The sequence below is a fragment of the Oceanobacter sp. 3_MG-2023 genome (genome assembly GCF_030688925.1).
Classification (GTDB): Bacteria; Pseudomonadota; Gammaproteobacteria; order Pseudomonadales; family Oceanobacteraceae; genus Oceanobacter.
Genome location: NZ_JAUYVX010000013.1, coordinates 1 through 22,015 on the forward strand (window position 1 = coordinate 1; position 22,015 = coordinate 22,015).

21 protein-coding genes and 2 tRNA genes are annotated in these 22,015 nt (G+C 52.9%); 7 read left to right on the top strand and 16 right to left on the bottom strand.

Annotation, left to right across the window (positions count from 1 at the left end; translation table 11 throughout):
- Positions 1-122 precede the first annotated feature (122 nt).
- A tRNA-Arg gene (locus Q8W32_RS12250) sits at positions 123-199 on the top strand.
- Between the two features lie 113 nt (positions 200-312).
- On the opposite strand, the gene Q8W32_RS12255 is transcribed toward Q8W32_RS12250, so the two are convergent.
- From Q8W32_RS12255 to rpsU, 11 genes are all read right to left on the bottom strand, one after another.
- Positions 313-834, bottom strand: coding sequence for a DUF523 domain-containing protein (locus Q8W32_RS12255; RefSeq protein ID WP_305415142.1), 522 nt, complete (start codon positions 832-834; stop codon positions 313-315).
- A 10-nt stretch (positions 835-844) separates the two neighbouring features.
- Positions 845-1,642 carry a methyltransferase domain-containing protein gene (locus tag Q8W32_RS12260; RefSeq protein ID WP_303434196.1) on the bottom strand — a complete coding sequence of 266 codons (798 nt, stop codon included), beginning with the start codon at positions 1,640-1,642 and terminating at the stop codon, positions 845-847.
- 2 nt (positions 1,643-1,644) lie between these two features.
- Positions 1,645-2,133, bottom strand: coding sequence for a YaiI/YqxD family protein (locus Q8W32_RS12265; RefSeq protein WP_305415143.1), 489 nt, complete (start codon positions 2,131-2,133; stop codon positions 1,645-1,647).
- A 72-nt stretch (positions 2,134-2,205) separates the two neighbouring features.
- Positions 2,206-2,763: a hypothetical protein gene (locus Q8W32_RS12270; protein ID WP_305415144.1), complete on the bottom strand. Its 558-nt coding sequence runs from the start codon at positions 2,761-2,763 to the stop codon at positions 2,206-2,208.
- A 276-nt stretch (positions 2,764-3,039) separates the two neighbouring features.
- A complete protein-coding gene (locus Q8W32_RS12275; protein WP_305415146.1) occupies positions 3,040-3,351 on the bottom strand; it encodes an XRE family transcriptional regulator in 312 nt (103 codons plus the stop codon).
- Positions 3,352-3,367: 16 nt separating this feature from the next.
- Positions 3,368-3,727: a type II toxin-antitoxin system RelE/ParE family toxin gene (locus Q8W32_RS12280; protein WP_020406119.1), complete on the bottom strand. Its 360-nt coding sequence runs from the start codon at positions 3,725-3,727 to the stop codon at positions 3,368-3,370.
- Between the two features lie 299 nt (positions 3,728-4,026).
- Positions 4,027-4,103: transfer RNA gene (locus tag Q8W32_RS12285), tRNA-Ile, on the bottom strand.
- Positions 4,104-4,261: 158 nt separating this feature from the next.
- On the bottom strand, positions 4,262-6,079 hold the full coding sequence (gene rpoD, locus Q8W32_RS12290; protein WP_303434201.1) for an RNA polymerase sigma factor RpoD: 1,818 nt from the start codon (positions 6,077-6,079) through the stop codon (positions 4,262-4,264).
- Positions 6,080-6,294: 215 nt separating this feature from the next.
- On the bottom strand, positions 6,295-8,226 hold the full coding sequence (gene dnaG, locus Q8W32_RS12295) for a DNA primase (protein WP_305415150.1): 1,932 nt from the start codon (positions 8,224-8,226) through the stop codon (positions 6,295-6,297).
- A 122-nt stretch (positions 8,227-8,348) separates the two neighbouring features.
- Positions 8,349-8,795 (bottom strand): GatB/YqeY domain-containing protein, encoded by a 447-nt coding sequence (locus Q8W32_RS12300; RefSeq protein ID WP_303434203.1) that lies wholly within the window; start codon positions 8,793-8,795, stop codon positions 8,349-8,351.
- A gap of 30 nt (positions 8,796-8,825) precedes the next feature.
- Positions 8,826-9,041 carry a 30S ribosomal protein S21 gene (rpsU, locus tag Q8W32_RS12305; protein ID WP_303434204.1) on the bottom strand — a complete coding sequence of 72 codons (216 nt, stop codon included), beginning with the start codon at positions 9,039-9,041 and terminating at the stop codon, positions 8,826-8,828.
- A gap of 250 nt (positions 9,042-9,291) precedes the next feature.
- Between rpsU and tsaD the strand changes: the two genes are divergently transcribed.
- The 3 genes from tsaD to folK are packed head-to-tail and all read left to right on the top strand — an operon-like array spanning position 9,292 to position 11,220.
- The gene (gene tsaD, locus Q8W32_RS12310) at positions 9,292-10,353 is read left to right on the top strand and encodes a tRNA (adenosine(37)-N6)-threonylcarbamoyltransferase complex transferase subunit TsaD (RefSeq protein WP_305415250.1); all 1,062 of its coding nucleotides are present in this window, start codon (positions 9,292-9,294) and stop codon (positions 10,351-10,353) included.
- Positions 10,346-10,699 (top strand): dihydroneopterin aldolase, encoded by a 354-nt coding sequence (gene folB, locus Q8W32_RS12315; RefSeq protein ID WP_303434205.1) that lies wholly within the window; start codon positions 10,346-10,348, stop codon positions 10,697-10,699. The genes tsaD and folB overlap by 8 nt, the downstream gene beginning before the upstream one ends.
- Positions 10,699-11,220: a 2-amino-4-hydroxy-6-hydroxymethyldihydropteridine diphosphokinase gene (gene folK, locus Q8W32_RS12320; protein WP_303434206.1), complete on the top strand. Its 522-nt coding sequence runs from the start codon at positions 10,699-10,701 to the stop codon at positions 11,218-11,220. The genes folB and folK overlap by 1 nt, the downstream gene beginning before the upstream one ends.
- 16 nt (positions 11,221-11,236) lie before the next feature.
- On the opposite strand, the gene Q8W32_RS12325 is transcribed toward folK, so the two are convergent.
- From Q8W32_RS12325 to Q8W32_RS12340, 5 genes are all read right to left on the bottom strand, one after another.
- Positions 11,237-12,466, bottom strand: a complete 1,230-nt coding sequence (locus tag Q8W32_RS12325) for a multifunctional CCA addition/repair protein (protein ID WP_305415153.1) — start codon at positions 12,464-12,466, stop codon at positions 11,237-11,239.
- Positions 12,467-12,608: 142 nt separating this feature from the next.
- Positions 12,609-14,219 (bottom strand): conjugal transfer protein TraF, encoded by a 1,611-nt coding sequence (traF, locus tag Q8W32_RS12330; RefSeq protein ID WP_305415155.1) that lies wholly within the window; start codon positions 14,217-14,219, stop codon positions 12,609-12,611.
- Between the two features lie 392 nt (positions 14,220-14,611).
- Entirely contained in the window at positions 14,612-16,408 is a 1,797-nt protein-coding gene (locus Q8W32_RS12335; protein WP_305415157.1) for an FAD-binding protein, read from the bottom strand.
- A gap of 1 nt (position 16,409) precedes the next feature.
- Positions 16,410-16,625 carry a ferredoxin family protein gene (locus Q8W32_RS16635; protein ID WP_368501395.1) on the bottom strand — a complete coding sequence of 72 codons (216 nt, stop codon included), beginning with the start codon at positions 16,623-16,625 and terminating at the stop codon, positions 16,410-16,412.
- 23 nt (positions 16,626-16,648) lie between these two features.
- Complete coding sequence (locus Q8W32_RS12340) at positions 16,649-17,986, bottom strand: ferric reductase-like transmembrane domain-containing protein (RefSeq protein ID WP_370693688.1); 1,338 nt, start codon at positions 17,984-17,986, stop codon at positions 16,649-16,651.
- 372 nt (positions 17,987-18,358) lie between these two features.
- Between Q8W32_RS12340 and Q8W32_RS12345 the strand changes: the two genes are divergently transcribed.
- From Q8W32_RS12345 to Q8W32_RS12355, 3 genes are all read left to right on the top strand, one after another.
- Complete coding sequence (locus Q8W32_RS12345) at positions 18,359-18,604, top strand: hypothetical protein (RefSeq protein WP_303434211.1); 246 nt, start codon at positions 18,359-18,361, stop codon at positions 18,602-18,604.
- Positions 18,605-18,995: 391 nt separating this feature from the next.
- A complete protein-coding gene (locus tag Q8W32_RS12350; protein ID WP_305415158.1) occupies positions 18,996-20,327 on the top strand; it encodes a tetratricopeptide repeat protein in 1,332 nt (443 codons plus the stop codon).
- A 146-nt stretch (positions 20,328-20,473) separates the two neighbouring features.
- Complete coding sequence (locus tag Q8W32_RS12355; RefSeq protein ID WP_305415159.1) at positions 20,474-21,937, top strand: PLP-dependent aminotransferase family protein; 1,464 nt, start codon at positions 20,474-20,476, stop codon at positions 21,935-21,937.
- The last annotated feature ends 78 nt before the right edge of the window (positions 21,938-22,015 follow it).

Consider the following 22,015-nt stretch of genomic DNA (forward strand, 5'->3'; position numbering starts at 1 on the left):
CTCGTAGCTCAGCTGGATAGAGTACCTGGCTACGAACCAGGTGGTCGGAGGTTCGAATCCTCCCGAGCGCACCATTTATTAGATTAAATAAATGATTCAAATCGTGAGTGCTTTTCTGATGTGCGCTCGTAGCTCAGCTGGATAGAGTACCTGGCTACGAACCAGGTGGTCGGAGGTTCGAATCCTCCCGAGCGCACCATTTCAGAGAAATCTCAGAAAAATCCTTCGAAGCGTCCGCTTCATGATCAAATCCCCTGTTATAAATATTCATGCTTAATCAACGGCAACCTTCGTTGTCGTACGGCTTTTATATCAATCACACTCTTTCGAACCCAGGCACTGCTGCTGTTGCACCCACTCTAACAACTGCTCAAATCGTTCCGGCGGAAAGCAGACAATGCCATGCTGTTGCAGCAGCGCAGCGGTGATGCCGCTATAGGGTGTCAACTGCTTGCTGAATGAGCCATCGTAAGTACTGTCGGTGCCACAGGAAGGAGAACGTGATGCCAGTAACGCCGCTTGTACGTTATGGGCCTGGGCATAAGCCAGGGTGTGCCGAGCGCCCGCCAGAAACGATTCAGTAACGTCGTCACCACTGTATGTCAGCACTCGGCGCTGGCCAGCCAATACCTGCGCACCATCACCGCCAACGATTTCCGCCGCCGGTCGTGGGGTCGGCAAACCGCCAGCCATTTCCGGGCAGACCGGTATCAGCCATCCCTTGCGCCGCCACTGATCAAGCGTTGAGTGGTGGTGGGCCAGTTTGGTGGCGTTGTCGGCACCATCATAGCGGACGGGCTGACCGAGCAGGCAGGCTGATACCAGAATATTCATGGGTTGATTATCACCGAGTGGTACGTCTGGCCATTACATGGATATAACGACCGAACAGGCGATAGGGATCTTGCAGGCCAAATTCCAGATCGGCCTGATTAACTGCCGACTGGCCGATACGGTCACGGATTTTCTGGTGCATATGATCGTGGATGCAGCGGATGCCACGCCAGCGGACAATATCAAAACCACCTGCTTGCAGCTTATCCATCACCTTGTCTGGGTCGAGAGGATGCTGGGGTGCATTGCCTTCCTGGCGCAGCCGATCATTGGAGCCGTCCGGAGCATGGGTACGGCCGTTCATAAGCTGACGCCACTGATGACCATGGCGGTTGTAAAACATCAGCGAGAGCCAGCCGTTGGTTGCGACCTTGCTGGTGATGGCCTGCAGTGCATCGTAGGGCTGTTCCAGCCATTCCAGTACCGCATGGTTGAGTACCAGGTCAAACTGACCAGGAAACCGGTCTGAGGCTGACTGCAGGGAGCAACAGGCACTGTTGAGCGGCAGGTTGTCGGCCGCAAAGCTGTGTTTTGCCTGCGTCAGCATGGTTTCGGAAATATCACACAGATGGATCGCCGCCCCTTGTCGGGCCAGTTCCAGGGCAAATTGCCCTTGTCCGCCACCGAGATCCAATACCCTGGCGTTGGGTAGCGCGATCTTCAGGTCGGCAAAATCCTGTCGCAGGGCCGCCAGGCGCAGCTGGCCTTTGGGGGTGTCGTAAATCGTTTTGCGAAAGCGGGCAGAGATATCATCAAAATTACGATCAGGTGCCAGTTTGTCACTGACTGTTGGCGGTTGAGTACTCATTATCAGCTCTGTGGGCGCACCATTTTTTTCTGTTTGGCCAGCCAGCGATCGAGGCTATTGGCAAACGACTGTTTGTCACGTTGATCAAAGGCAGAAGGCCCGCCACTCTGAATACCGCTGGAACGCATGGTTTCCATAAAGTCACGCATGTTCAGCCGTTGACGGATGGTTTCGCGGCTATAGGGTTCGCCGCGAGGGTTCATGGCATCCACCCCCAGCTCCATGATTTCTGCGGCCAGCGGAATATCCTGAGTAATCAACAGATCACCGGGGCGAGCGCTTTGCACAATCGAGTTATCGGCGACATCAAATCCGGCGGCCACGGTACGGCTGTGGATCCACTCCGATTTGGGTAGCGGTAGCGTATGGTTGGCAACAAACCAGATATGCACCTGTGTGCGCACAGCGGCTTTACAGAGAATATCCCGGATGGCTTTGGGGGCGGCGTCGGCGTCAACCCAGATACAGGCTGGTTGTGGCAGGGTGTTCAATAGAAAAATCCGTTCAAGACAGTATTGCTTGCAGCACCCATCGTTCTTGGTGGTGATGGGCGTGCTCGCCGGTTAAAGGTGGTCGACTGTATGTACCAATGACATGTTAAGCCATGACAGTGGAGGCTTGCATTTACCATCGAGCGTGTCGTTGTGGTTATCAACCAGAGCTGCCGAGACCAAACGATTATCCGGGTTCATCAGGTTAAATCCAAAGCGGCTTTGAAAGGCTATGGGGTAGTCACGATGACCGGCGTTATTCTGGGCGCTGGCGACAGGAAACTGGGTAATGGAGCCAGCCAAGGCTTTATACGTATCGCTGCAAGGGCCGGGAGAGCGGGCCATATCAATGAGCCAGCCACTCCAATCCTGATTGTTGTGGATACCGAAAGCAGCACAATGGTCGATGCCCTGTTTTGCATCCGGGCAAACCCCCCAGGGGATTTGCAGTTCATCCAGCCGTGTTTCCCATAGATGGTTGCTGGCAGATAGCACAACAAACAAGGGTAGCTCACTGCCGATAGCGGATTGCAGTGCTGATTCCAGCTCAGGCAGAGGCATCAGGCTGGCAGATAAATCATTAAGACACGCGGCCTTGTTGGCGACTAATACGATACCGGGTGAAGACATACGATGACGCCCCTGATTCAAGGGCTTAAACCCTACTACAGAGACGGGAAGTGGTAAATATATAACCGTATTGTTTGATCCAGCGCCGTAGAGCAGCCGGGCCAACACCAGGCGCTTGGCAAGCCTTGTGGTTGGGGGCTTATTGATAACTCAAGCTTCCAGAGGGATTAGGCTATCGCAACCTGGCCGAGGCCAAGAAAGATGTTGGTGGTTATCTGATGGACTACTACAAACGGTTCGATAAATGTCACAGAAGCCCCCTGTAGAAATTGGTCATCAATCTTGTTTGAATTGTGTGATCTCCACGTCTTGCCCATCTGGAAATTTTGCATGGATTTCGAGTTTTCCACCTAGGGCTTCAACATAAGACGCCAGTGTGCTGATCATTGTGTCAGGGCGCTTTTCAATTTGAGAAACATTAGGTTGGGCTATACCCAAGGCGCGAGCCACCACTGCTTGACTGCGACCGCGCAGCTTACGAGTTTCTGCCAGTGACATTTCTGCAACTATGCCAACTGCCTTTGCTCGTGCGGCTGCTTGTACTTCAGGGCTCATTTTCTTTCGCAGTTCGCTTAAAGGCTTTGCCATTTCATTTCTCCCAGACCTACTTGAGGCCTTCGCTTTTTAAGTGATCCGCAAACTCTGCTTCAGCTAGCGGAACCATCTGTTTGTAAAATTGTTTATCTTTCGATCCATCTTTGCGACCACCGCATAGAAGAACAGCCCGTCGTTTGGGATCAAAGGCATAGAAAACTCTATATGGTTTTCCTGCGTGCTGAATGACCAGCTCCTTAAGGTTTTTGACCTTCTTTGTGCCTTTGATTGTGTCTGCCTGAGGGCGGCCAAGATTAGGGCCTTTGATTTCCAGAACATCTACCATTGCTTGAACGTCAATTTGTTCCGCGTCAGTTAGATCTAGAAACCAGCCCTCATATTCATCTGTGACTAATATTTCCCACGTCATGTACTGTCCCTACTTTCTTCAAAAAATACCCTGCAGCTTATATATCGTCAAGCGTATTATTTGGCTGGATGGGTGAGGGTTTGATGCGCCTCGCCAGTAAAGCTAATCGGGCAGTTAGAGGCTGTAAAGGCTATCGTTATGTATGGGTATGTAGATGATGTAACCCCGGAAAAATTAGCGTTCGGCGCTTTGATGAATCGTGTTGGAGAAGATTGGTTGGGGTTACGTCTTTCTGAACCCCGGCGGGAAGGATAAGAAATCAGGAAAGGTTTATAACTATCTGATTTTAAAGGTTTAAATGGTGGGCCTTCCCAGACTTGAACTGGGGACCTGCCGATTATGAGTCGGATGCTCTAACCAACTGAGCTAAAGGCCCTTCTGATCGAGGTGTGCGGTCGCACGCCTCTGGTTGCTGCCATAACTGGCAAAAACAGGGCGCTGATTATAAATTGGCGCTCGTGACTATGCAAAGAGTAGATATAAAAAAACCGGCGCAAAGCCGGTTTTTTTATATCACGCTGGCCGATTACACGACTATTCGTCGATAAAGCTGCGCAAGTGATCTGAGCGGCTGGGATGACGCAGCTTGCGTAATGCCTTCGCTTCGATCTGGCGGATACGCTCGCGGGTCACGTCAAACTGTTTACCCACTTCTTCCAGAGTGTGATCGGTGTTCATATCGATACCGAAACGCATACGCAGCACTTTGGCTTCACGGGCCGTCAGGCCAGACAAGACGGAGCGGGTCGCTTCGGTCAGGCCATCGTTGGTGGCGGTATCCATCGGAGACTCGGAATGCGCGTCTTCGATAAAATCACCCAGATGCGAATCTTCATCGTCGCCGATTGGCGTTTCCATGGAGATAGGCTCTTTGGCGATTTTCAGTACTTTGCGGATTTTGTCTTCTGGCATTTCCATTCGTTCTGCCAGTTCTTCCGGGGTTGGCTCGCGGCCCATTTCCTGAAGCATCTGGCGGCTGATACGGTTCAGCTTGTTGATGGTTTCAATCATGTGTACCGGAATACGAATGGTGCGTGCCTGGTCGGCAATCGAACGGGTGATTGCCTGACGAATCCACCAGGTGGCGTAAGTCGAGAACTTGTACCCACGACGGTATTCGAATTTGTCGACGGCTTTCATCAGGCCGATGTTGCCTTCCTGAATCAGATCCAGGAATTGCAAACCCCGGTTGGTGTACTTCTTGGCGATCGAGATAACCAGACGCAGGTTGGCTTCCACCATTTCTTTCTTGGCGCGGCGGGCGCGGGCTTCACCGATGGAAACACGGCGGTTTACTTCCTTGATTTCCGGGATGCTCAGGCCAACACGGGTTTCAACGGCTTGTATTTTGCGTTGGGCACGGAAAATATCGAGCTTGTAGGTGTCGAGTTTTTTCGAGTAGGGCTTGTTAGAGGCGATCAGGCCTTCAATCCAGTCATGATCAACTTCGTTGCCCTGAAAAAACTTGATGAAGTCCTTGCGATCCATCCCGCACTTGCGCGTCATCATCATCATGATCTGACGTTCCTGGGTGCGAATGACGTGCAATGATTCACGGGCAGCGACGACCAGTCGTTCAAAGTACTTGGGCGACAGCTTGATCGGCGCAAAGACAGAGGCCAGTTCAGACAGGGCCGTTTCGGCTTGTTTGCTGGCGCGGCCATGTTTTTCAATCGTGGCCAGCACTGCTTCGTTGGCGTCGTAGATTTCTTCGAAGCGACGGTTAACCTCGGTCAGGTCGATACCACCGCTTTCTTCGTCATCGTCGTCATCGCTGTCTGAGTCGTTTGTTTCTTCGACAACGGCATCAGGGCCACTTTGTGGGCCGGGTTCCGGGTCTTCATCGGAAGGGTCGATAAAACCGTTGAAGATATCACCAATGCGGTTCGGGTCCTGTTCGGCGTCTGCAAATGCCTTGAGGATGGTCTGTACGGCGCCCGGGTAATAGGACAGTGCTGACATCACTTCGCGGATGCCTTCTTCAATACGCTTGGCGATAACAATTTCGCCTTCACGGGTCAGCAGCTCAACGGTGCCCATTTCGCGCATGTACATACGGACTGGGTCGGTAGTGCGACCAACATCGCTTTCAACGGATGCCAATGCAGCAGCGGCTTCTTCAGCGGCAGCATCGTCGGCAGCATCGTTCATGAACAGTGCTTCGCCATCCGGTGCCACTTCTGATACCGGAATGCCGATGTCGTTGATCATGCGGATGATGTCTTCAACCTGATCCGGGTTGGCAATGTCATCTGGCAGATGGTCGTTCACCTGAGCATAGGTGAGGTAGCCTTGCTCTTTACCTTTGGCAATGAGTTCTTTCAATCGGGACTGTTGGGTATTCGCAGACATAGGGGCCCTGTGATCCGTTGGTATCAGGCGTGGCAAGAAAAGCGCCGAAGTATATCTTTTTGACCGGTTTTAGGCCAGCACCAAGGGGATGGGTTCCATCCGGGCTGTGAATAAAAATATACAACAAGGACTCTTTGTGTTGAGTCGGGGCATTTCTGATACGACTTATCCATATGGGGGTGAATGTTTGTGTTTTCAAGCAGCATAGACCGGATCTAACGCTGATGTGGGTTGTTCAGGTAAATATCGCCACGTCCGGCGGTGAGTTCACGGCGTTGGCGTTGGTAGGTTTTCAGCTGTTTTATATCGTCGGCGCTCATTTGGCGGCGGCTTTCCTTGTGCTGGTAGCGTGCCAGTAGTGACTGGTATTCACGTTCCGTCTGGCGGGCACAGAGGCGCTTGATGGCATTGCCAACTTCGGCAAGAACGGGTCTGACCGGTGTTTCGTTGTGGTTGGCCAGGCGAGTCAGCTCGGTGTGGAAGGGGGTGCCTATCCATTGTATGAGTAGTCCAACGCTGCTGGATTGTGGCGACTGATGCAGCTTTTTCATAACTTCCAGCAAGAGTTGTTCGCGCTCGGTGAGGGGCTCAAAGTCGACGGGGTCCAGCTGGCTGGCGAGTGCCGGATTGCGTATCAGGGCGGACAGTGCGCGTTCCACTGCCGCTACCATGCGTTGGCTGTCGCTGGCGGAACTGTTGTCGGAACCGCTTTGACCGGTCTGGTTATTGTAGGAGTGGCTGGTATCGGTGGTGTCATCATCGAGCCAGGCGGGCACGTTATCTGAGTGTGGATGGCGCTCGATTGCTGGCTGGTGATTCTGGCTGGCAGGTGGTGTGTGATCGTCATCGGCGCTGTTGATTTTGTTCATTGCCCGGCTTTGCACGCCCAGCTGTTTTTCCAGTTCAGCGGTCATCAGGTCGCGCAGGGTGCCACGCGGGATCTTGCTGATCAGTGGCGCGGCCAGTTGGTCCAGTCGTGCTTTGCCATCCAGGCTGTCGAAGTCGACCTGTTGTTTGAGGTGATCAAACAGAAACTCTGGCAGATGGCGGGACTGGTTCAGGCGCTGTTCGAAGGCTTCTTTGCCTTCCTGTCGTATCAGGGTGTCCGGGTCTTCACCATCGGGTAAAAACAAAAAGCGGGCTTGCAGGCCATCTTCAAGGATGGGCAACACGGTTTCCATGGCCCGGGCAGCGGCGGTGCGACCAGCGGCGTCGCCGTCAAAGCAGAAAATCAGTTCGGGCACCATTTTGAACAGCCGTCGCAAGTGATGCTCGCTGGTAGCGGTACCGAGGGTGGCAACGGCGTAGTGAATTCCGTATTCGGCCAGGGCGACAACATCCATATAGCCTTCGACGATCATCAGGCGATTCAGTTTCTGGCGAATTTTGCGGGCTTCGTAGAGGCCATACAACTCTTTGTTTTTCTGGAATATCGGCGTTTCCGGCGAGTTGAGATATTTGGGTTTTTCGTCGCCCAGCACGCGGCCACCAAAGGCGATGACGCGGCCACGGATATCCCGTATCGGGAACATGATGCGATCGCGGAAACGGTCATAGCAACGGCCGTCGTCTTTTTCGATCAGCATGCCTGATGTGATCAGTTGTTTGATATCGCCGGGAGTGTGGCCCAGAGCATCGAGCAGGTTGTCCCAGCCGGGCGGGGCGTAGCCAATGGCAAAAAACTTGGCTGCCTTGCCGGAGAGGCCTCGGCTTTTCAGGTAATCGACGGCGCGCTGGCGCTGGTCATGCTGACGTAGCTGGCGACTGAAAAAATCACTGGAGTGAGACAGTTGGCGATACAGGGGGTCCTGTTCTTGCTGCTGCCGTACCATATCCTGGCTTTGCTGGTCGCGAGGGACATCCAACCCGACACTGGCGGCCAGTTTTTCGACGGCATCAGGGAAGCTCAGGCCGTCAAATTCCATCACAAATTTCAGCGCACTGCCGGAGGCGCCACAACCAAAACAATAGTAGAACTGTTTCTCGCGGCTGACGGTAAACGAGGGGGTGTTTTCATTATGGAAAGGGCAGCAGGCGGAGTAATTTTTGCCGGCCTTTTTAAGCTTGACGCGACTGTCTACCACATCGACAACGTCGGTGCGTGAGAGCAGTTCATCAATAAATGCTTGTGGTATCCGGCCCGCCATCGATTATTCAACCCGTCGACAACTACACCTGCGGTATAGCGTAAATAAAGATAGCAGAAAACAAAAAACGCCACTGTAAAAAAGTGGCGTTTTGACTCTGGCGTTGGTGTCTGTCCAGCCGCTTAACCGAGTATGGCTTTCACCATTCGGCTGACTTGCGCCATATCTGCGCGGCCTTGCACCTGTGGTTTGAGGATGCCCATAACGTTACCCATGTCCTGCACGGAGGCAGCACCGGATTGTGCAACGGCATCAGCAACGAGCTGGCTCAGCTCATCTTCACTCAGAGCTGCTGGCAGAAATTCGCTAAGCACATCAATTTCGAATTGCTCAACGGCTGCCAACTCATCGCGACCTGCTGCCGTATACTGGGCAATAGAATCGCGACGTTGTTTGGTCATCTTGTCGAGAATAACCAGAGCCCGGGCATCATCTACGTCGATGCGCTCGTCCACTTCCACTCGTTTGAACTCAGCAGTTAATAATCGCAAGGCGCCCAACCGGTCTTTCTGTTTGGCGCGCATGGCGTCTTTTACTGCTGCTTTTACCTGTTCAACCAAAGTACTCATGATGGCTCCTGTTGTTATTCAGAACAAAAATCAGTACAGGCGAACCAGCTTGCGTGATTCACGTTGTACTTTTTTCAGATGACGCTTGACGGCAGCAGCAGCCTGGCGTTTACGGATCCAGGTTGGCTTTTCGTAGTGTTCACGACGACGTACTTCAGACAGTACACCGGCTTTTTCACAAGAGCGTTTGAAACGACGCAGAGCGACGTCAAATGGTTCGTTTTCTTTAACTTTTACAGCGGGCATCCAATCACCTACGTTTTAGCTGAATTCTTTTGTCGAGGCCGATGATTCAGGAAACTCCTGCACGGACCCCAGTTAGAGGGCGGGCATTCTAATGTTTTTTGCAGCGGAATGCAAAGCCCTGGCGGTCTGTTTGGTTGGCTTTCGATCAACTGGGCCGTATTATGGGCGGCTTGGCTGTTGCTGCAAGATATTCTTGGTGGCGGTCGACCAAAATCAGGAGCAGATGAATGAACGTGTTGAAGGGTGTGGCGTGATTGTATTGGGGCTGGAAACGTCTTGTGATGAAACCGGTATTGCCGTTTACGATACCCGCCGTGGATTGCTGGCGCACCGGTTGTATTCCCAGATTGCCGTGCACGCGGAATATGGTGGTGTCGTGCCGGAACTGGCTTCGCGGGATCATGTTCGCAAGGTGATGCCACTGATTCATGAAGCGCTGGCGGAGTCCGGTCTGGTGGTAAACGATCTCGACGGCATTGCCTACACATCGGGGCCTGGGTTGGTTGGAGCCTTGCTGGTTGGGGCCTGTTTTGGCCGCAGCCTGGCCTGGGCGCTGGGAAAACCGGCGATTGGCGTTCATCATATGGAAGGCCATTTACTGGCCCCCATGCTGGAAGATAATCCGCCGGAGTTTCCGTTTATCGCCCTGTTGGTCTCGGGTGGCCATACCCAGCTGGTACAGGTGGACGGTATTGGTCAGTATCAATTGCTCGGTGATTCGCTGGATGATGCGGCCGGAGAAGCGTTCGACAAGGCGGCCAAAATGATGGGACTGCCTTACCCTGGCGGCCCGGCTCTGAGTCAGCTGGCGCTGGTCGGTGACGACAAACGCTTTACGTTCCCGCGGCCAATGACCGACCGGCCTGGTCTGGATTTCAGTTTCAGTGGTTTGAAAACCTTTACCCGTACCAAAATCCTGGCGATGGCTGTTGATGGTGTATTGGCAGAACAAGACAAGGCTGATATCGCTGCCGGGTTTCAGGCGGCGGTGGTGGATACCTTGTCGCTGAAGTGCAAACGGGCGATGAAACAAACCGGTATCAAGCGGCTGATTATTGCTGGTGGGGTCGGTGCCAATACCCGCTTGCGCCAGCAGTTGCGAGATACCGCGGAAGCCATGGGCGGAGCGGTGTATTACCCCCGTCTGGAGTTTTGTACCGATAACGGTGCCATGATCGCTTACGCCGGAGCACAACGTTTGGCTGCGGGTCAATCTTCAGATTTGGCGGTGGCGGTTGTTCCCCGTTGGCCTTTGGTGGATTTACCGGCTGTCGCCGGAGTAACAGCAATGGAGATCGCCATCGATGGATAGAGTGTTTATTGAAGGCCTCAGGGTGGACGCCGTCATTGGTGTATTTGAGTGGGAAAAACAGGTTCGCCAGCCGTTGGTGTTTGATTTGGAAATGGCCTGGGATATTCGTCAGGCCGCGGTGACCGATGATCTGGCGTTTGCCCTGAATTATCAGGCGGTTACTGAATATATCGAAGGGTTTGTGCGTGAGCAGCACTTCCAGTTGCTGGAATCGTTGCTGGAGCGCTTGTCTGACGGGTTATTACAAGAATTTGGCATGCCCTGGTTGTCGATCCGGGTAGAAAAGCCGGCAGTGGTGCCGCAAGCGCGGGCTGTCGGGTTAAAAATTGAGCGAGGAGTCTTGTAATGGCGGTTGTCTTTCTGGGGATCGGTTCCAACCAGCGGCCAGAAGAAAACATCGTGGCTGGCTTGGTGGCACTGGAGCAGCAGTTTGGGCTGGAACAGGTGTCGCCCTGGTACCGCTCACCAGCCATGGGGTTTGATGGCCCGGCGTTTATCAATCTGGTGGTCAAGATCTCGACCGACTTGTCGTTACAAGCGTTGGGGCGTGTGCTCAAGCAGCTGGAGCGGGATTTTGGCCGCGCTCCCGATGCGGTGAAATTTTCATCCCGTACGCTGGATGTGGATGTGTTGCTGTACAACGATCTGGTTGGTGAATACGAAGGCCATTCGTTACCGCGTGGTGATATCCGTCGCTGTGCTTTTGTGTTGCGGCCGTTGCTGGATATCGCACCGGACCTGAGTTGCCCATCGAGTCATCAGCGGTTTGACAGTTTTTGGCCAGCATTGGCCTTGCAACCGCTGGAGCAAATCACGCCGCCGGTGGATGTCGAAGGGCGAGTGCCCTGTTTCAAGCAACCTGCCTGATGGCTAAGACCAGGCATCACGATGCCTGATGCGCTTTCCAGTCTTCCAGGTGGGTTTTTCTGGCGGCTGCCAGTGCGGGTCGAATAGCGGCTCCGCTAATACCGGTGGCGATAATGTCCTGGGCGCTGATGGTCAGTACTGCTGCCAGCGCGCGTTGCAAATACTCCACTTGCGGGTAGTCGCAGTCTTCAAAACCGGTTCGGCCTCTGGAATCCGCCTTGGCAACCAGCAGCAGTTGCTCAAACCGCTCCCGCCGACGCCAGACATCCACCCCATCGAATAACTTCAAGATGGTTTCTGGTCGTAATTCCAGTGCCCGGTGCACATGGGTGTGCCATTGACTGGACAGCAACGACAACTCGGCAGCATCTTTTGGGGTTTTCAGGCGTTTGGCCAGTTGCTTGGCCGGCTTGATGCCTCGTGTTTCGTGGCCAATATGGCGCGGCCATTCTGCTGGTGCGGTCAGGGCTTTGCCCAGATCGTGGGTCAGAGCCGCCCAGCGGACTGCCACCAGGCTGGAGAGACGTGCTGCCGCGGTGAGTGACATCAGGGCATGGATGCCGCAGTCGATTTCCGGGTGATGCTGTTCCGGTTGTGGCACGCCAAACAGGGCGTCGATTTCCGGGAACCAGACCGCCAGTGCGCCGCAGTCACGCAGCGTTTGAAAATAGACCGCAGGCTGGTTTTCTTGCAAGGCGCGTTGGGTTTCTTGCCAGACCCGCTCTGGCACCAGGTGGTCTAGCTCACCGGCTGCTACCATGGCGCGCATCAGGGTTTGGGTTTCGTCGGCGACGGTAAAGCCCAGGGATGCAAAACGAGCGGCAAAACGTGCAATCCGCAATACCCGCAAAGGGTCTTCTGAAAACGCCGGAGAAACATGGCGCAACAGCCGGTTGTGCAAATCCTGTTGGCCGCCATAAGGGTCAACCAGGCTGCCATCTTCTTGCTGCGCCATGGCGTTGATGGTGAGATCCCGTCGCAGCAAGTCTTCTTCCAGTGTAATGTCGGGGCTGAAACGGCATTCGAAACCTTGATAGCCGTTGCCGGACTTCCGCTCGGTGCGAGCGAGAGCGTATTCCTCGTGGGTGTCCGGGTGCAGGAATACCGGAAAATCGGCTCCGACCTGTTCATAACCCTGGTCGAGCAACTGTTGTGGTGTTGCGCCAGTCACAACCCAGTCGTGATCTTTTACCGGAATGCCCAGTAGTGCGTCGCGGACGGCACCGCCGACCAGATAAGGCTGCATGATGTTGGTTATCCTGAACGAGTGGGTTGTCTGGCTTTGCTTGTCTTGCCAGAACGACAAGCATAAAAAACGCCAGCGGGCTTGTCACCTGCCGGCGTTTTCGGGTTGGTGTGACACCCGCTGGGCGTGTCAGACCGAGGTATTAAAAGTAAAAACCGGTTTCCAGAGCGATGCCGGCTTCTTTTTCAACATCGTTGGGGTTGGCCATGGCGGCTATATCGATATGCACGCCAAAGGGCGAGAAGCCGAAACCGATCGAGGCGACTTCGGCATCGGAGACACTCAGGTTGGTGCGGTAACCGGCCCGCAGCTGCAAGGTGTTGTAGATATCAAATTCTGCGCCGACAGCGACATATTGCGTGGGGTTTTCCCAGGCAACCGGGTCGTTTTCGGTGAGATCAACGTCCAGGGCGACGGTGGTCCAGTTGCCATTAAAGGCCAGGCCTGCGCGGAACTGGGGGTTTAGGGATATTTTTGGCCCTGCCAGAGTGGTTGAGTCTGCTGAGCCGCGAATCACCACTTCCTTGGCTTGATAGGTTTTGCCAATCAGGTTTTTACCAACCAGACCAAATACCCATTTGTTGGTGGCTCCAAAACGGAAGGAAGCCCCCAGATCGACGTTGAACTGGTTAAAGGTTTCGGAAGCATCTTCCAGGTCCTGCTCGTCGATATCACCTTCATAGTCGGCTTCTGCGGCATAGTGAAGCGTGATAACGCGTTGGTATTTCGGTGTGATACCAATGGCCACTTTTTTGTCCCAGATGCTGAACTCCCGGGAAAAGGAAACCCCGAGGTCAGAGACAGCAACACCCACCATTTCCAGATAGGAGTCCATGTCGGCATCTTCGGCTTCAGAGCTCAGCTGGCCATTTTCGATGATACTGATATCACCGGCTGCGGTGGAGATGCTGTCGGATGTGTAGTTGCTGGTATTTTCGGCTTGAGTGGTAATCCAGTCGAGATCATCTTCTGTCACATCACCGTTCTCGGCATCGTTGAGCAGCGCGTCGAAGTCGGTGCTCAGGGCGTCGGCATCGTCGACGTAACCACTGGCGGCATCACCATAGCCGTTAATCAGGTTGTTATCGTTCGAGCTGTAGCCAACGCGGCCAGAAAAGGTCACGTTGGCAGACAAGCTGATGGCCGCGGCAAAACGTTTGCTGGGCAAGGCAATGGCGGCAGAAGTGCCCAGACGGCCACTGAACGGGTTGCCGGAGATAGAAGTCAGATCACTGGTCAGCTGGTCTGTCAGGCTGTCGACCTGTTTCAGGTCGTCATTGACGGTGTCCAGAGCACTTTGCAAGTTGTTGTTTTTGGCGCGTAGTTCGGCGATGGTTTCATCGACATTATTGACATCGTTTGCGCTCAGGCTGTCGAGTGCGTCGTACAAGGCCTGGGAGGCATTATCCAGTTCTTCCAGGTGCTGGTTGAAGTTGTTATTTTCGGCGTTATCAAACAGAGCTTCAAATTCAGGAATCAATTCGTCATTCATGTCGATGAAGGTATCGTACATTTCTTCTTCATCGGCGATGGAAAGTCCGAGCTGTGGAAACAGGATGGCAAAATCATCATCGTGTTCGGCTTGTGATAGCAGCGAGGGGTTGTAGGCCGGCGCGTGCGCACGTTGGGCACTGGCAACACCGGTATTACCCATAGCAAGCCCTCGGGCGTCCATCGGCAAGAAAGGGGTTGCCTGAACACTGGCTGCACCCAGTGTGGCAATGGCTATAGCAAGCAGTGAGCGTGTCATCATATCCGGGTCCTGATATTGATCTATGTGATAAAGCGATTGATGCGTATTACTTCACGGCCTGGTCAAGCTTGATCTTTTTCTCGTCACTGGGTATTCGCTGCCTGGTATGACGAAAATAGAGTCATAAAAAAGTCATCTTTTGTTGGCGCTGTAAAGTTCCGTAATGTTAGCGATTTTTTTTTACTCTTGCACGGCTATTGCTGGATAAGCAGGCTACTGGCTCATTTGGCACTGCAGACAGAACAGGGGAGGAGGTAAGGAGGAGGTTGGGAGCAAAGAAAGTACCTGCAGCTTGTTTGAGCAGCTGCAGGGTGGCGGGTCAGGGACAGAACATAATAATATTACGGAATAATGAAACCAATGATGCGATTATGGTTCTTTATTGGTCGCTATCATCCGTTAGCGACAGGGTTTGCCGGGAAATTTGGCCACATATCAAAAGGCTGTTTTTCGAATAGCATCTCACCATCCGGGCCTTGTTCTATGTTGATCCAGGCCTGCCAGTTTTCTTTATCGACCTCCGGGTAGTCGAGGCGATAATGGCTGCAGCGGCTTTCGGTACGCATGATCGATGCCTTTAATTTCATTTCGGCAGTAATAATCATGTTTTCTGTTTCATGAGCAAGACGTAATGCATGTAAATCTTCAGCCATTAACATCGGGCTGTGGTGGTCTCGCAGTTCTTCGATGTAAGCCAGAGCGGCTTCCAGTAAACGGCCTTTTTTAATATATAAAACAAAATTCGGAATCATGATGCCCTGCAGAACCTGAGTGACCCAGGCCGGGCTGTAGCCCCGCTCACGCAGCAATGGAGCCAGGATTTGCTCGGTATTGTAGCGCTGGTTGGCAGCGCTGATCGGATTGTGTGGCAAGGTTGCACTTTGTTTGGCGGCTGCTTCACCGGCAATGGCTCCCTGTACGGCTGAACCGGCCAGTGACGAGCCAATCTGGGTGTAGATGCCGCCCGACATATAAGAACCCAGCGCATCACCGGCAGCATACAAACCTGCAACGGTACTCAGGCCGGTTTCATTTATGGGAACCAGTCCTTCGGATTTGTGAATGGCCATGCCGGCACTGGAGCCTCCCACCTGTTCGCCACCCATACCTGGAGGGCCGGAGGGTCTGCCTTTACCAAACAGCGCTGCCAGGCCTAGCTCTGGTGGTGGCATGGGCGGGCGACGGTCCGGGTGCCTGAATGCGTCGGGTATCCATGGGCCACCACTCAATTCGGTGTCTGTTTGGGCTCCGGGTGGTGCCATGGTGACCGGAGCACCCAGATTATAGGCTTGATAATTGAGGTCAACGCCGAGATCGTGGTGTACCTCAATCCCCGTGGTGGATGGCTTTTCTTCAATTTGACCATGCCAGTTGTCATAACTGGAGCCTGAATTTTGGGCGGATCCCGGGTGACCATCGTTCCATTCCTTGCCGGTGATCTTGGCACCAATCTTATAGGCCATGATACTGCCGTCGTGGGTCAAGTCGCAGACCGGAAAGCCATTGGGCTTGAAGCCACCAGAGCCGGTACACAGCACAACGGTTTTGGCGTGAAAGTGGATGATTTTGGGGCTGTCGAGACTGAAACCGGAGGCTCCCACAACACGACCATCCTGCTTGACCAGATGGGTAATCATGATGCGTTCGTGCAAGGGAATGCGGCGTTCTTCGATGGGCCGCATAAACGACTGGTTGTACAGGGGAGAATCAAAGAATCCCCAGGCTTTTAATTCCTGTACCCGATCATAAGAGTGTTCGGCCATTTGGCGGGTAAATACCGGATTGTTGGTATCTATGGCGGATTCCGTTACTTTTTCTACGAACTCATCCAGGCTGATCTGGCTGTTATGCTTGTCGTAACAAAAAATACCTTTGGCAAAAGGCGTCAGGCCGGAGCTGCCTAGGCGGCCTTTCGATACCATGGCGACCGTGGCCCCGGCATCATGTGCCTTGACGGCGGCAAAAAGGCCAGCCATTCCGCCACCAATCACCAGCACATCGGTGGTCTGGTTGTCGGTGGTGAATTCGGCGGATTCGATTTTGCGTTTGTTGATGGTTGGCGGTTGCCCCAGAAAATGCTGACCCAGCGCATAGCTGCCAATGGCTGCGCCGACAGCACCGCCGGTGAGGCCGATAAATTGACGCCGGGATAATCCGCTTTGCCCGGATTGGGTGTCTTGCTTGCTCATGTTATCTCCAGGAAACCATAACAGGGATGCTTTTTTCCGGCGTAATGGTGATTGCTCCGACCGGACAATACAGGCGACACAAATGGCAAATCTGGCAGTCTTCTGGATAAGCGATCACGGCCTTTTTGGTTTCCTGATCCAGTTTTATCACATCGGTCGGACAGCTTTTAATACATGACTCGCAACCAATGCAGCCAGAAATCTGATGAATAGGCATAATGAAACGTCCCGGGTTGGTTATTAAAAGTCAAATTCTTCGCAAATGATGTTGTTTTTCGGGATATGCAACAACCCCAGATCTTTTTGAACGCTCTGCATCATTCCCTCTGGGCCACAAAGATACACAGCCCAGTGTTGTGGTTCTGGGATAGTGATTGCCAGGCTGTTGCTATCGATAATACCGTGATGAATGTCAGGGTCCGATGTGGGTACTTCACAGACAAATAGCGATTTGAAATCTACCATGGACTGCTCCAGCGCTTTGATCTCTTTATACATCACTATTTGATCCTGCTTTTTGTTGCCATAGAGTAAGCGGACAGGGCGAGGGTCATGGTTTGCGGCCAGCTGGCGTAACAGCCCCAACATTGGCCCGATACCGGCTCCTCCGGCAACCAGAGTGATGCCTTTGGCTTTTTGGCTGGCATCGAGAGTCAGCTGGCCAAAGGGGCCATCAAGGTAGACGGTTTGCCCGACCGACAATTGATCGAGCTGGCGGGTGTAATCTCCCAGCTCTCTGATAACAAAAGAAATATCAGGCAGGGACTGGGTGCACGAAGCGATAGAAAAAGGATGGTAATCCAGACTGTAAGGGGAAACATGTGTATTAATCCAGACAAATTGACCGGCGTCAAAATCAAACGCTGTGTGTGATTTTCCTGTCAGTGTCAGTTGCCAGTCAGTGCTACTGATTTTTTCGATTGACCGGATAACAAAAGCATGTTTTTGCAGCGTTTTGGGCTTGATGGCGTAGTTGTAAAAAGAAATAGCAACAGCGATACAACACAGCCCCCAGAAGATACTATTAAATACGGGCTGTAACTGACCATGACTGCCAACCGCCGTGATATGGAGCGTTGCCAGAATGGTAATAACAATAAAACCCAATGTGTGCCAGAAACGCCATACCTCATAACCTAATGGCAGTTGTTTTTTTAACGCTGAAAAAACAACCCAAACAAATAATAGTATCCAGGCGATAATGCCGGTGAGCATCTCAGGTGCAAACAGGACCGTCTTGATGGCCAGCCAGCCATCTGCTGTGGATAACATCCATTTGGGAGCCATAATCAGAAACGGGTGCAGAAAGAATATTCCACCAATCCAGTACCCCATGGATTTATGCTTGGCCACACTCCAGTTTATATTCTTGAATAAAGGAAATGTCTTTAAACGCCCGGTTAATGGAAATTGCAGATAAAACGCTGCAATCCCCACCAGGTTGATCAAAATAATCAGCCGAACATAATAACCCTTGTCATCCATCGGAGAAACAAAAGAGCTGAAGTAAAGTATGAGCAGCAAAAAACTGTAACCGATAGAGAATTTTGTATTTTTGGATAGAGAAATTTCAGGCATTCTCACAGACAATCTCCAGCACAAACAGAATGAAAACGGTGTTTATTGGATCACAAGTTTATTGTGGCTATCCATGATCTTTATTAAGAGATTGGGTTTTTATGAGTATGTTTGCGAAGGATTACAATATTTACAATTGACTTATACTTGTCGACTTGAGTGTTTGGTACTGTTCCTGCTGAACTTGGAGGCGGAGCAGAGCGGTTGACAGTCAACGATCTAACGTCTGTTTGTTAATTTCAAAATAACTGATTTTCCTGAAACCAGGCCATTGTCTGGCGTGTAATACACTCTGTTTTTGCTCCTTGTTTTCTCAACGAGTAAAGGCCGGAAAGCCGTTAACGGCTGGTGTTTATTTTATAGAGGATAGATATGAAAAAAAATTTGATCGCCTTACCCTTATTGGTTCTGTCTGCTTATAGTCTGACAGCAGTAGCCGCTGACGATGATCGACCACAGCGTCCACCCAGCTTTGAACAAATGGATACCAATGGCGATAATGAGCTGAGCAAGGATGAGGTAAAAGGGCCACTGCTGGATGATTTTGACAAGTTTGATGAAGACGGCAGCGGCACACTGACAGAAGACGAACTGCCAGAACCTCCCAAGGGTCGATAAGCTGGCGACAAGGGTTTCACAACCGTGGAGTCCTTGTGTCCTTTCTGGCCAATTGCCATTGGCCACCGTGTTGCGTGATGCCGCTATCGCGCAGCTCAGTATCTCCACCTTCTGATTGATAAGCCGCCAAGGCATCCTGCCATACAGGTTGTTGCAGCAGACGCCATGGCTGCTTCCCATCCTCGTCCTGTACTGAAATCAGCCACCGCCCGATAAGTTGTCTGGATCAGGTTTGTCAGCAGTGTCCACATGAAGGCCCGTGTCACAACAGAGCAGGCTATCTGGATCTATAGCTCTGGATTCGAAGGGTTACTGTATTCCGCAAGCACAATGCTCAGATTGGTTCTCAGAGAGCCATAGCACCAGAATCTGGCCAAACAGGACACCCACTATGAAAGACATCACCAATCTCGATATCACTGCGCAATCTTCACAGCTGGTTGAGCTGTACAACACCGGCATTAGCGAGCTGTGTCGTTTCAAAGACCCATCACCACGCATTGAGGCCATGTTGAACGACGATCCAGCCTTTGTGATGGGACTGATTCTGCAGGGCAACCTGTGTTTGTGGACCACCGACAAGGATGACCATGGTGGTGCGCTGGAGGCACTCACTGCCTTGCAGACACTGCCAGCCACACACTTTAATCACCGCGAACGCATGCACCTGGCGGCGCTGGAACCCTGGGTTAAAGGCGATCTGATGACCGCCTCCGATATCTTTGATCAGCTGCTGGTGGAATACCCGCAAGACATACTGGCGCTGCTCAGTGGCCACCAACTCGACTTCTTTTTGGGGCAGGTGCTGAATTTACGTGACCGGGTTGGCCGGGTACTGCCGTGTTGGGATCAGCAACATCCACTATACGGATACTTGCTGGGCATGCTGAGTTTTGGCCAGGAAGAAGCCGGGCATTATGAGCAAGCCACCGACAACGGTTTGCGGGCGGTGGCGATGAATCCGGGGGACATCTGGGGTATTCATGCGGTGGCTCACGCCCGGGAAATGCGTGGCCAGTTCCAGGACGGTGCGGCATTCATGCGCCAGTACGAACCGTACTGGAACAAGGATAACGATATGATCAGTCATAATGCCATCCACCTTGACCTGTTCCTGCTGGAAACCGGTGAACTGGAGGAAGCTGTGGCGGTTTACGATAAATATGTCCATTTCCCGAGTGTCAATCCGGCACCAATGGCCTTGTTGGATGGCTCCTCGGTGTTGTGGCGGCTGTATCTGGAAAACCAGAACCTGGGGCATCGTGCCCAAGCACTGGCCGACTCCTGGATGGATAAACACAAACAGCAGTTTTATGTCTTTAACGATGCCCATGCTGTGATTGCTCACGTTGCAGCGGGAGACTTTGATACGGCGACGGATATCGTCACTGATCTGAAAGACTATCTGGTACATGGCGATAGCGCCCCGACCAACTACCAGATGGTGAAACAAACCGGCCTGGCCGTGTGCGAAGCATTTTTGGCCTTTGGCCAAGGAGACTATAAAACAGCGGTGAACAAACTCTGGCCAATCAAGAACAGCAATGGTCAATTCGGAGGCAGCCTGGCTCAGCGTGACGTACTGGCACGTACCCTGCTGGAGGCTGCAATCCGGGATGGTAATCGCTCACTGGCACAGGCGTTGGTCAATGAACGTTTATTGGCGCGTCCGGCGAGTCCGTACAACCTGGGCAAGCAGGAAACCATTCGCGCCATGGCATAAATGCGTGGTGCAAGTGCGTGGTGCTGGCCGGTGATTTTCGGTTATGGCTGTTATTGGCGGGCTTTTTGACTCGGTTGATTGATAGAATCCTGTGAGTCACTCAGCCGTTTGAGTCGGACAACGACCCGGAAAAGTACCGATACACCATGTTCAAACAACTGTTTCACCTGAACCCGGACAGCACCAACACCTTGCAGCAGCAAGTGCGAGAGCAAATCAGCAAAGCGATTTTGGCAGGCCATATCCCGGCGGACATGCAATTGCCGTCTACCCGTGAATTGGCCAGGATGCTGAAGATCTCCCGCAATACCGTCATCATCGCCTATCAGGAATTGATTGATGATGGCTACCTGATCTCGCGACAACGGGCCGGGTTTTTCGCGGCCCCAGATATCCGCAAGGATTGCTTGCCGGTGCCGTGCGACCATGACCACCACACCCGGCATACACCAGACTGGCAAGGGTTATTGATCGACAAACCGGAGCTGCTGGCGGAACCCGGACAGGTGCGCTGGCAACAGGCTCAATACCCGTTTGTATACGGTCAGCTTGACCCGGCCATGTTTCCGGTCAAGCGTTGGCGGGAATGCAGCCTGGATTCGGTCAGAACCCAGTCTGTCAAAAGCTGGTCATCGGATCATTACAATAGCGATGACCCTCTGCTGATTGAACAGATTCGTTCGCGGTTGCTACCGCGGCGTGGCATCTGGGCAGAAGCCGACGAGATATTGATTACCGTTGGTGCCCAGAATGCGCTGTACCTGCTGCTGAACGCCCTGCTTGGGCCTGGACGGGTGTTCGGTTTTGAAAATCCCGGCTACCCGGACCTGTCCCGTATCGCCCGCCTGGTGGGGGCCAAAACCCGGGCCCTGCCCGTTGACAGGAACGGGCTGGTGGTAAATGAACAGCTGGATCACTGCGATGTGGTCTTTACCACGCCCAGTCACCAGTTTCCGACCACCGTCACAATGCCGCTGGACAACCGTAAGGCACTGCTGGAACGCGCTGCCGCCGATAACTTTCTTATAATTGAAGATGATTATGAATGCGAAACCAACTTCGCTTCCCATCCGACTCCGGCACTGAAAAGCCTGGACCGTCATCAACGCGTGATCTACGTGGGCAGCCTGTCGAAAACCCTGTCACCAGGCTTACGGATGGGCTATATCGTAGCTCCCAAACGCCTGGTTGCCGCCTTGCGAGAATTACGGCGCTTAATACTAAGACACCCACCAACCAACAATCAGCGAACGGTTGGACTGTTTCTTGAACGGGGCTACCACGACAGCCTGATTCGCCATCTGCTGGAAGTGTATGAAGAACGCTGGCAACTGATCCGGCAAGGGGTTGATGAGCTGATGCCGGTCAGTACTATCCCTCCGACCTTTGGCGGCTCCGCTTACTGGATTGAAGGTGACGCCGGGCTAGATAGCCTGGCCCTGCAATCCCTGGCGGTGAAACAGAGCATTATTATCGAACCTGGCCAGTGTTATTACGATCAGAATGGGCCACTCAACTGTTTCCGGCTGGGCTACTCATCGATAGCCACTGAACGGATTCGGCCTGGCCTGGAACGTTTGGCAGTTCTGGTGGCTCAGCTGACTCGTTAGGCAGTCATTAACCATGAAGGGCTATCGGTCGTCAGGCGTGCCGTGGTGAAATCTGGGTCTGTAGCGTCAATAGCTTTT

Coding starts and splice junctions, on each gene's coding strand:
- Q8W32_RS12255 (WP_305415142.1), bottom strand. CDS start 834: ATGAATATTCTGGTATCAGCCTGCCTGCTCGGTCAGCCCGTCCGCTAT.
- Q8W32_RS12260 (WP_303434196.1), bottom strand. CDS start 1,642: ATGAGTACTCAACCGCCAACAGTCAGTGACAAACTGGCACCTGATCGT.
- Q8W32_RS12270 (WP_305415144.1), bottom strand. CDS start 2,763: ATGTCTTCACCCGGTATCGTATTAGTCGCCAACAAGGCCGCGTGTCTT.
- Q8W32_RS12275 (WP_305415146.1), bottom strand. CDS start 3,351: ATGGCAAAGCCTTTAAGCGAACTGCGAAAGAAAATGAGCCCTGAAGTA.
- Q8W32_RS12280 (WP_020406119.1), bottom strand. CDS start 3,727: ATGACGTGGGAAATATTAGTCACAGATGAATATGAGGGCTGGTTTCTA.
- rpoD (WP_303434201.1), bottom strand. CDS start 6,079: ATGTCTGCGAATACCCAACAGTCCCGATTGAAAGAACTCATTGCCAAA.
- dnaG (WP_305415150.1), bottom strand. CDS start 8,226: ATGGCGGGCCGGATACCACAAGCATTTATTGATGAACTGCTCTCACGC.
- Q8W32_RS12300 (WP_303434203.1), bottom strand. CDS start 8,795: ATGAGTACTTTGGTTGAACAGGTAAAAGCAGCAGTAAAAGACGCCATG.
- rpsU (WP_303434204.1), bottom strand. CDS start 9,041: ATGCCCGCTGTAAAAGTTAAAGAAAACGAACCATTTGACGTCGCTCTG.
- folB (WP_303434205.1), top strand. CDS start 10,346: ATGGATAGAGTGTTTATTGAAGGCCTCAGGGTGGACGCCGTCATTGGT.
- folK (WP_303434206.1), top strand. CDS start 10,699: ATGGCGGTTGTCTTTCTGGGGATCGGTTCCAACCAGCGGCCAGAAGAA.
- Q8W32_RS12325 (WP_305415153.1), bottom strand. CDS start 12,466: ATGCAGCCTTATCTGGTCGGCGGTGCCGTCCGCGACGCACTACTGGGC.
- traF (WP_305415155.1), bottom strand. CDS start 14,219: ATGATGACACGCTCACTGCTTGCTATAGCCATTGCCACACTGGGTGCA.
- Q8W32_RS12335 (WP_305415157.1), bottom strand. CDS start 16,408: ATGAGCAAGCAAGACACCCAATCCGGGCAAAGCGGATTATCCCGGCGT.
- Q8W32_RS16635 (WP_368501395.1), bottom strand. CDS start 16,625: ATGCCTATTCATCAGATTTCTGGCTGCATTGGTTGCGAGTCATGTATT.
- Q8W32_RS12340 (WP_370693688.1), bottom strand. CDS start 17,986: ATGCCTGAAATTTCTCTATCCAAAAATACAAAATTCTCTATCGGTTAC.
- Q8W32_RS12345 (WP_303434211.1), top strand. CDS start 18,359: ATGAAAAAAAATTTGATCGCCTTACCCTTATTGGTTCTGTCTGCTTAT.
- Q8W32_RS12350 (WP_305415158.1), top strand. CDS start 18,996: ATGAAAGACATCACCAATCTCGATATCACTGCGCAATCTTCACAGCTG.
- Q8W32_RS12355 (WP_305415159.1), top strand. CDS start 20,474: ATGTTCAAACAACTGTTTCACCTGAACCCGGACAGCACCAACACCTTG.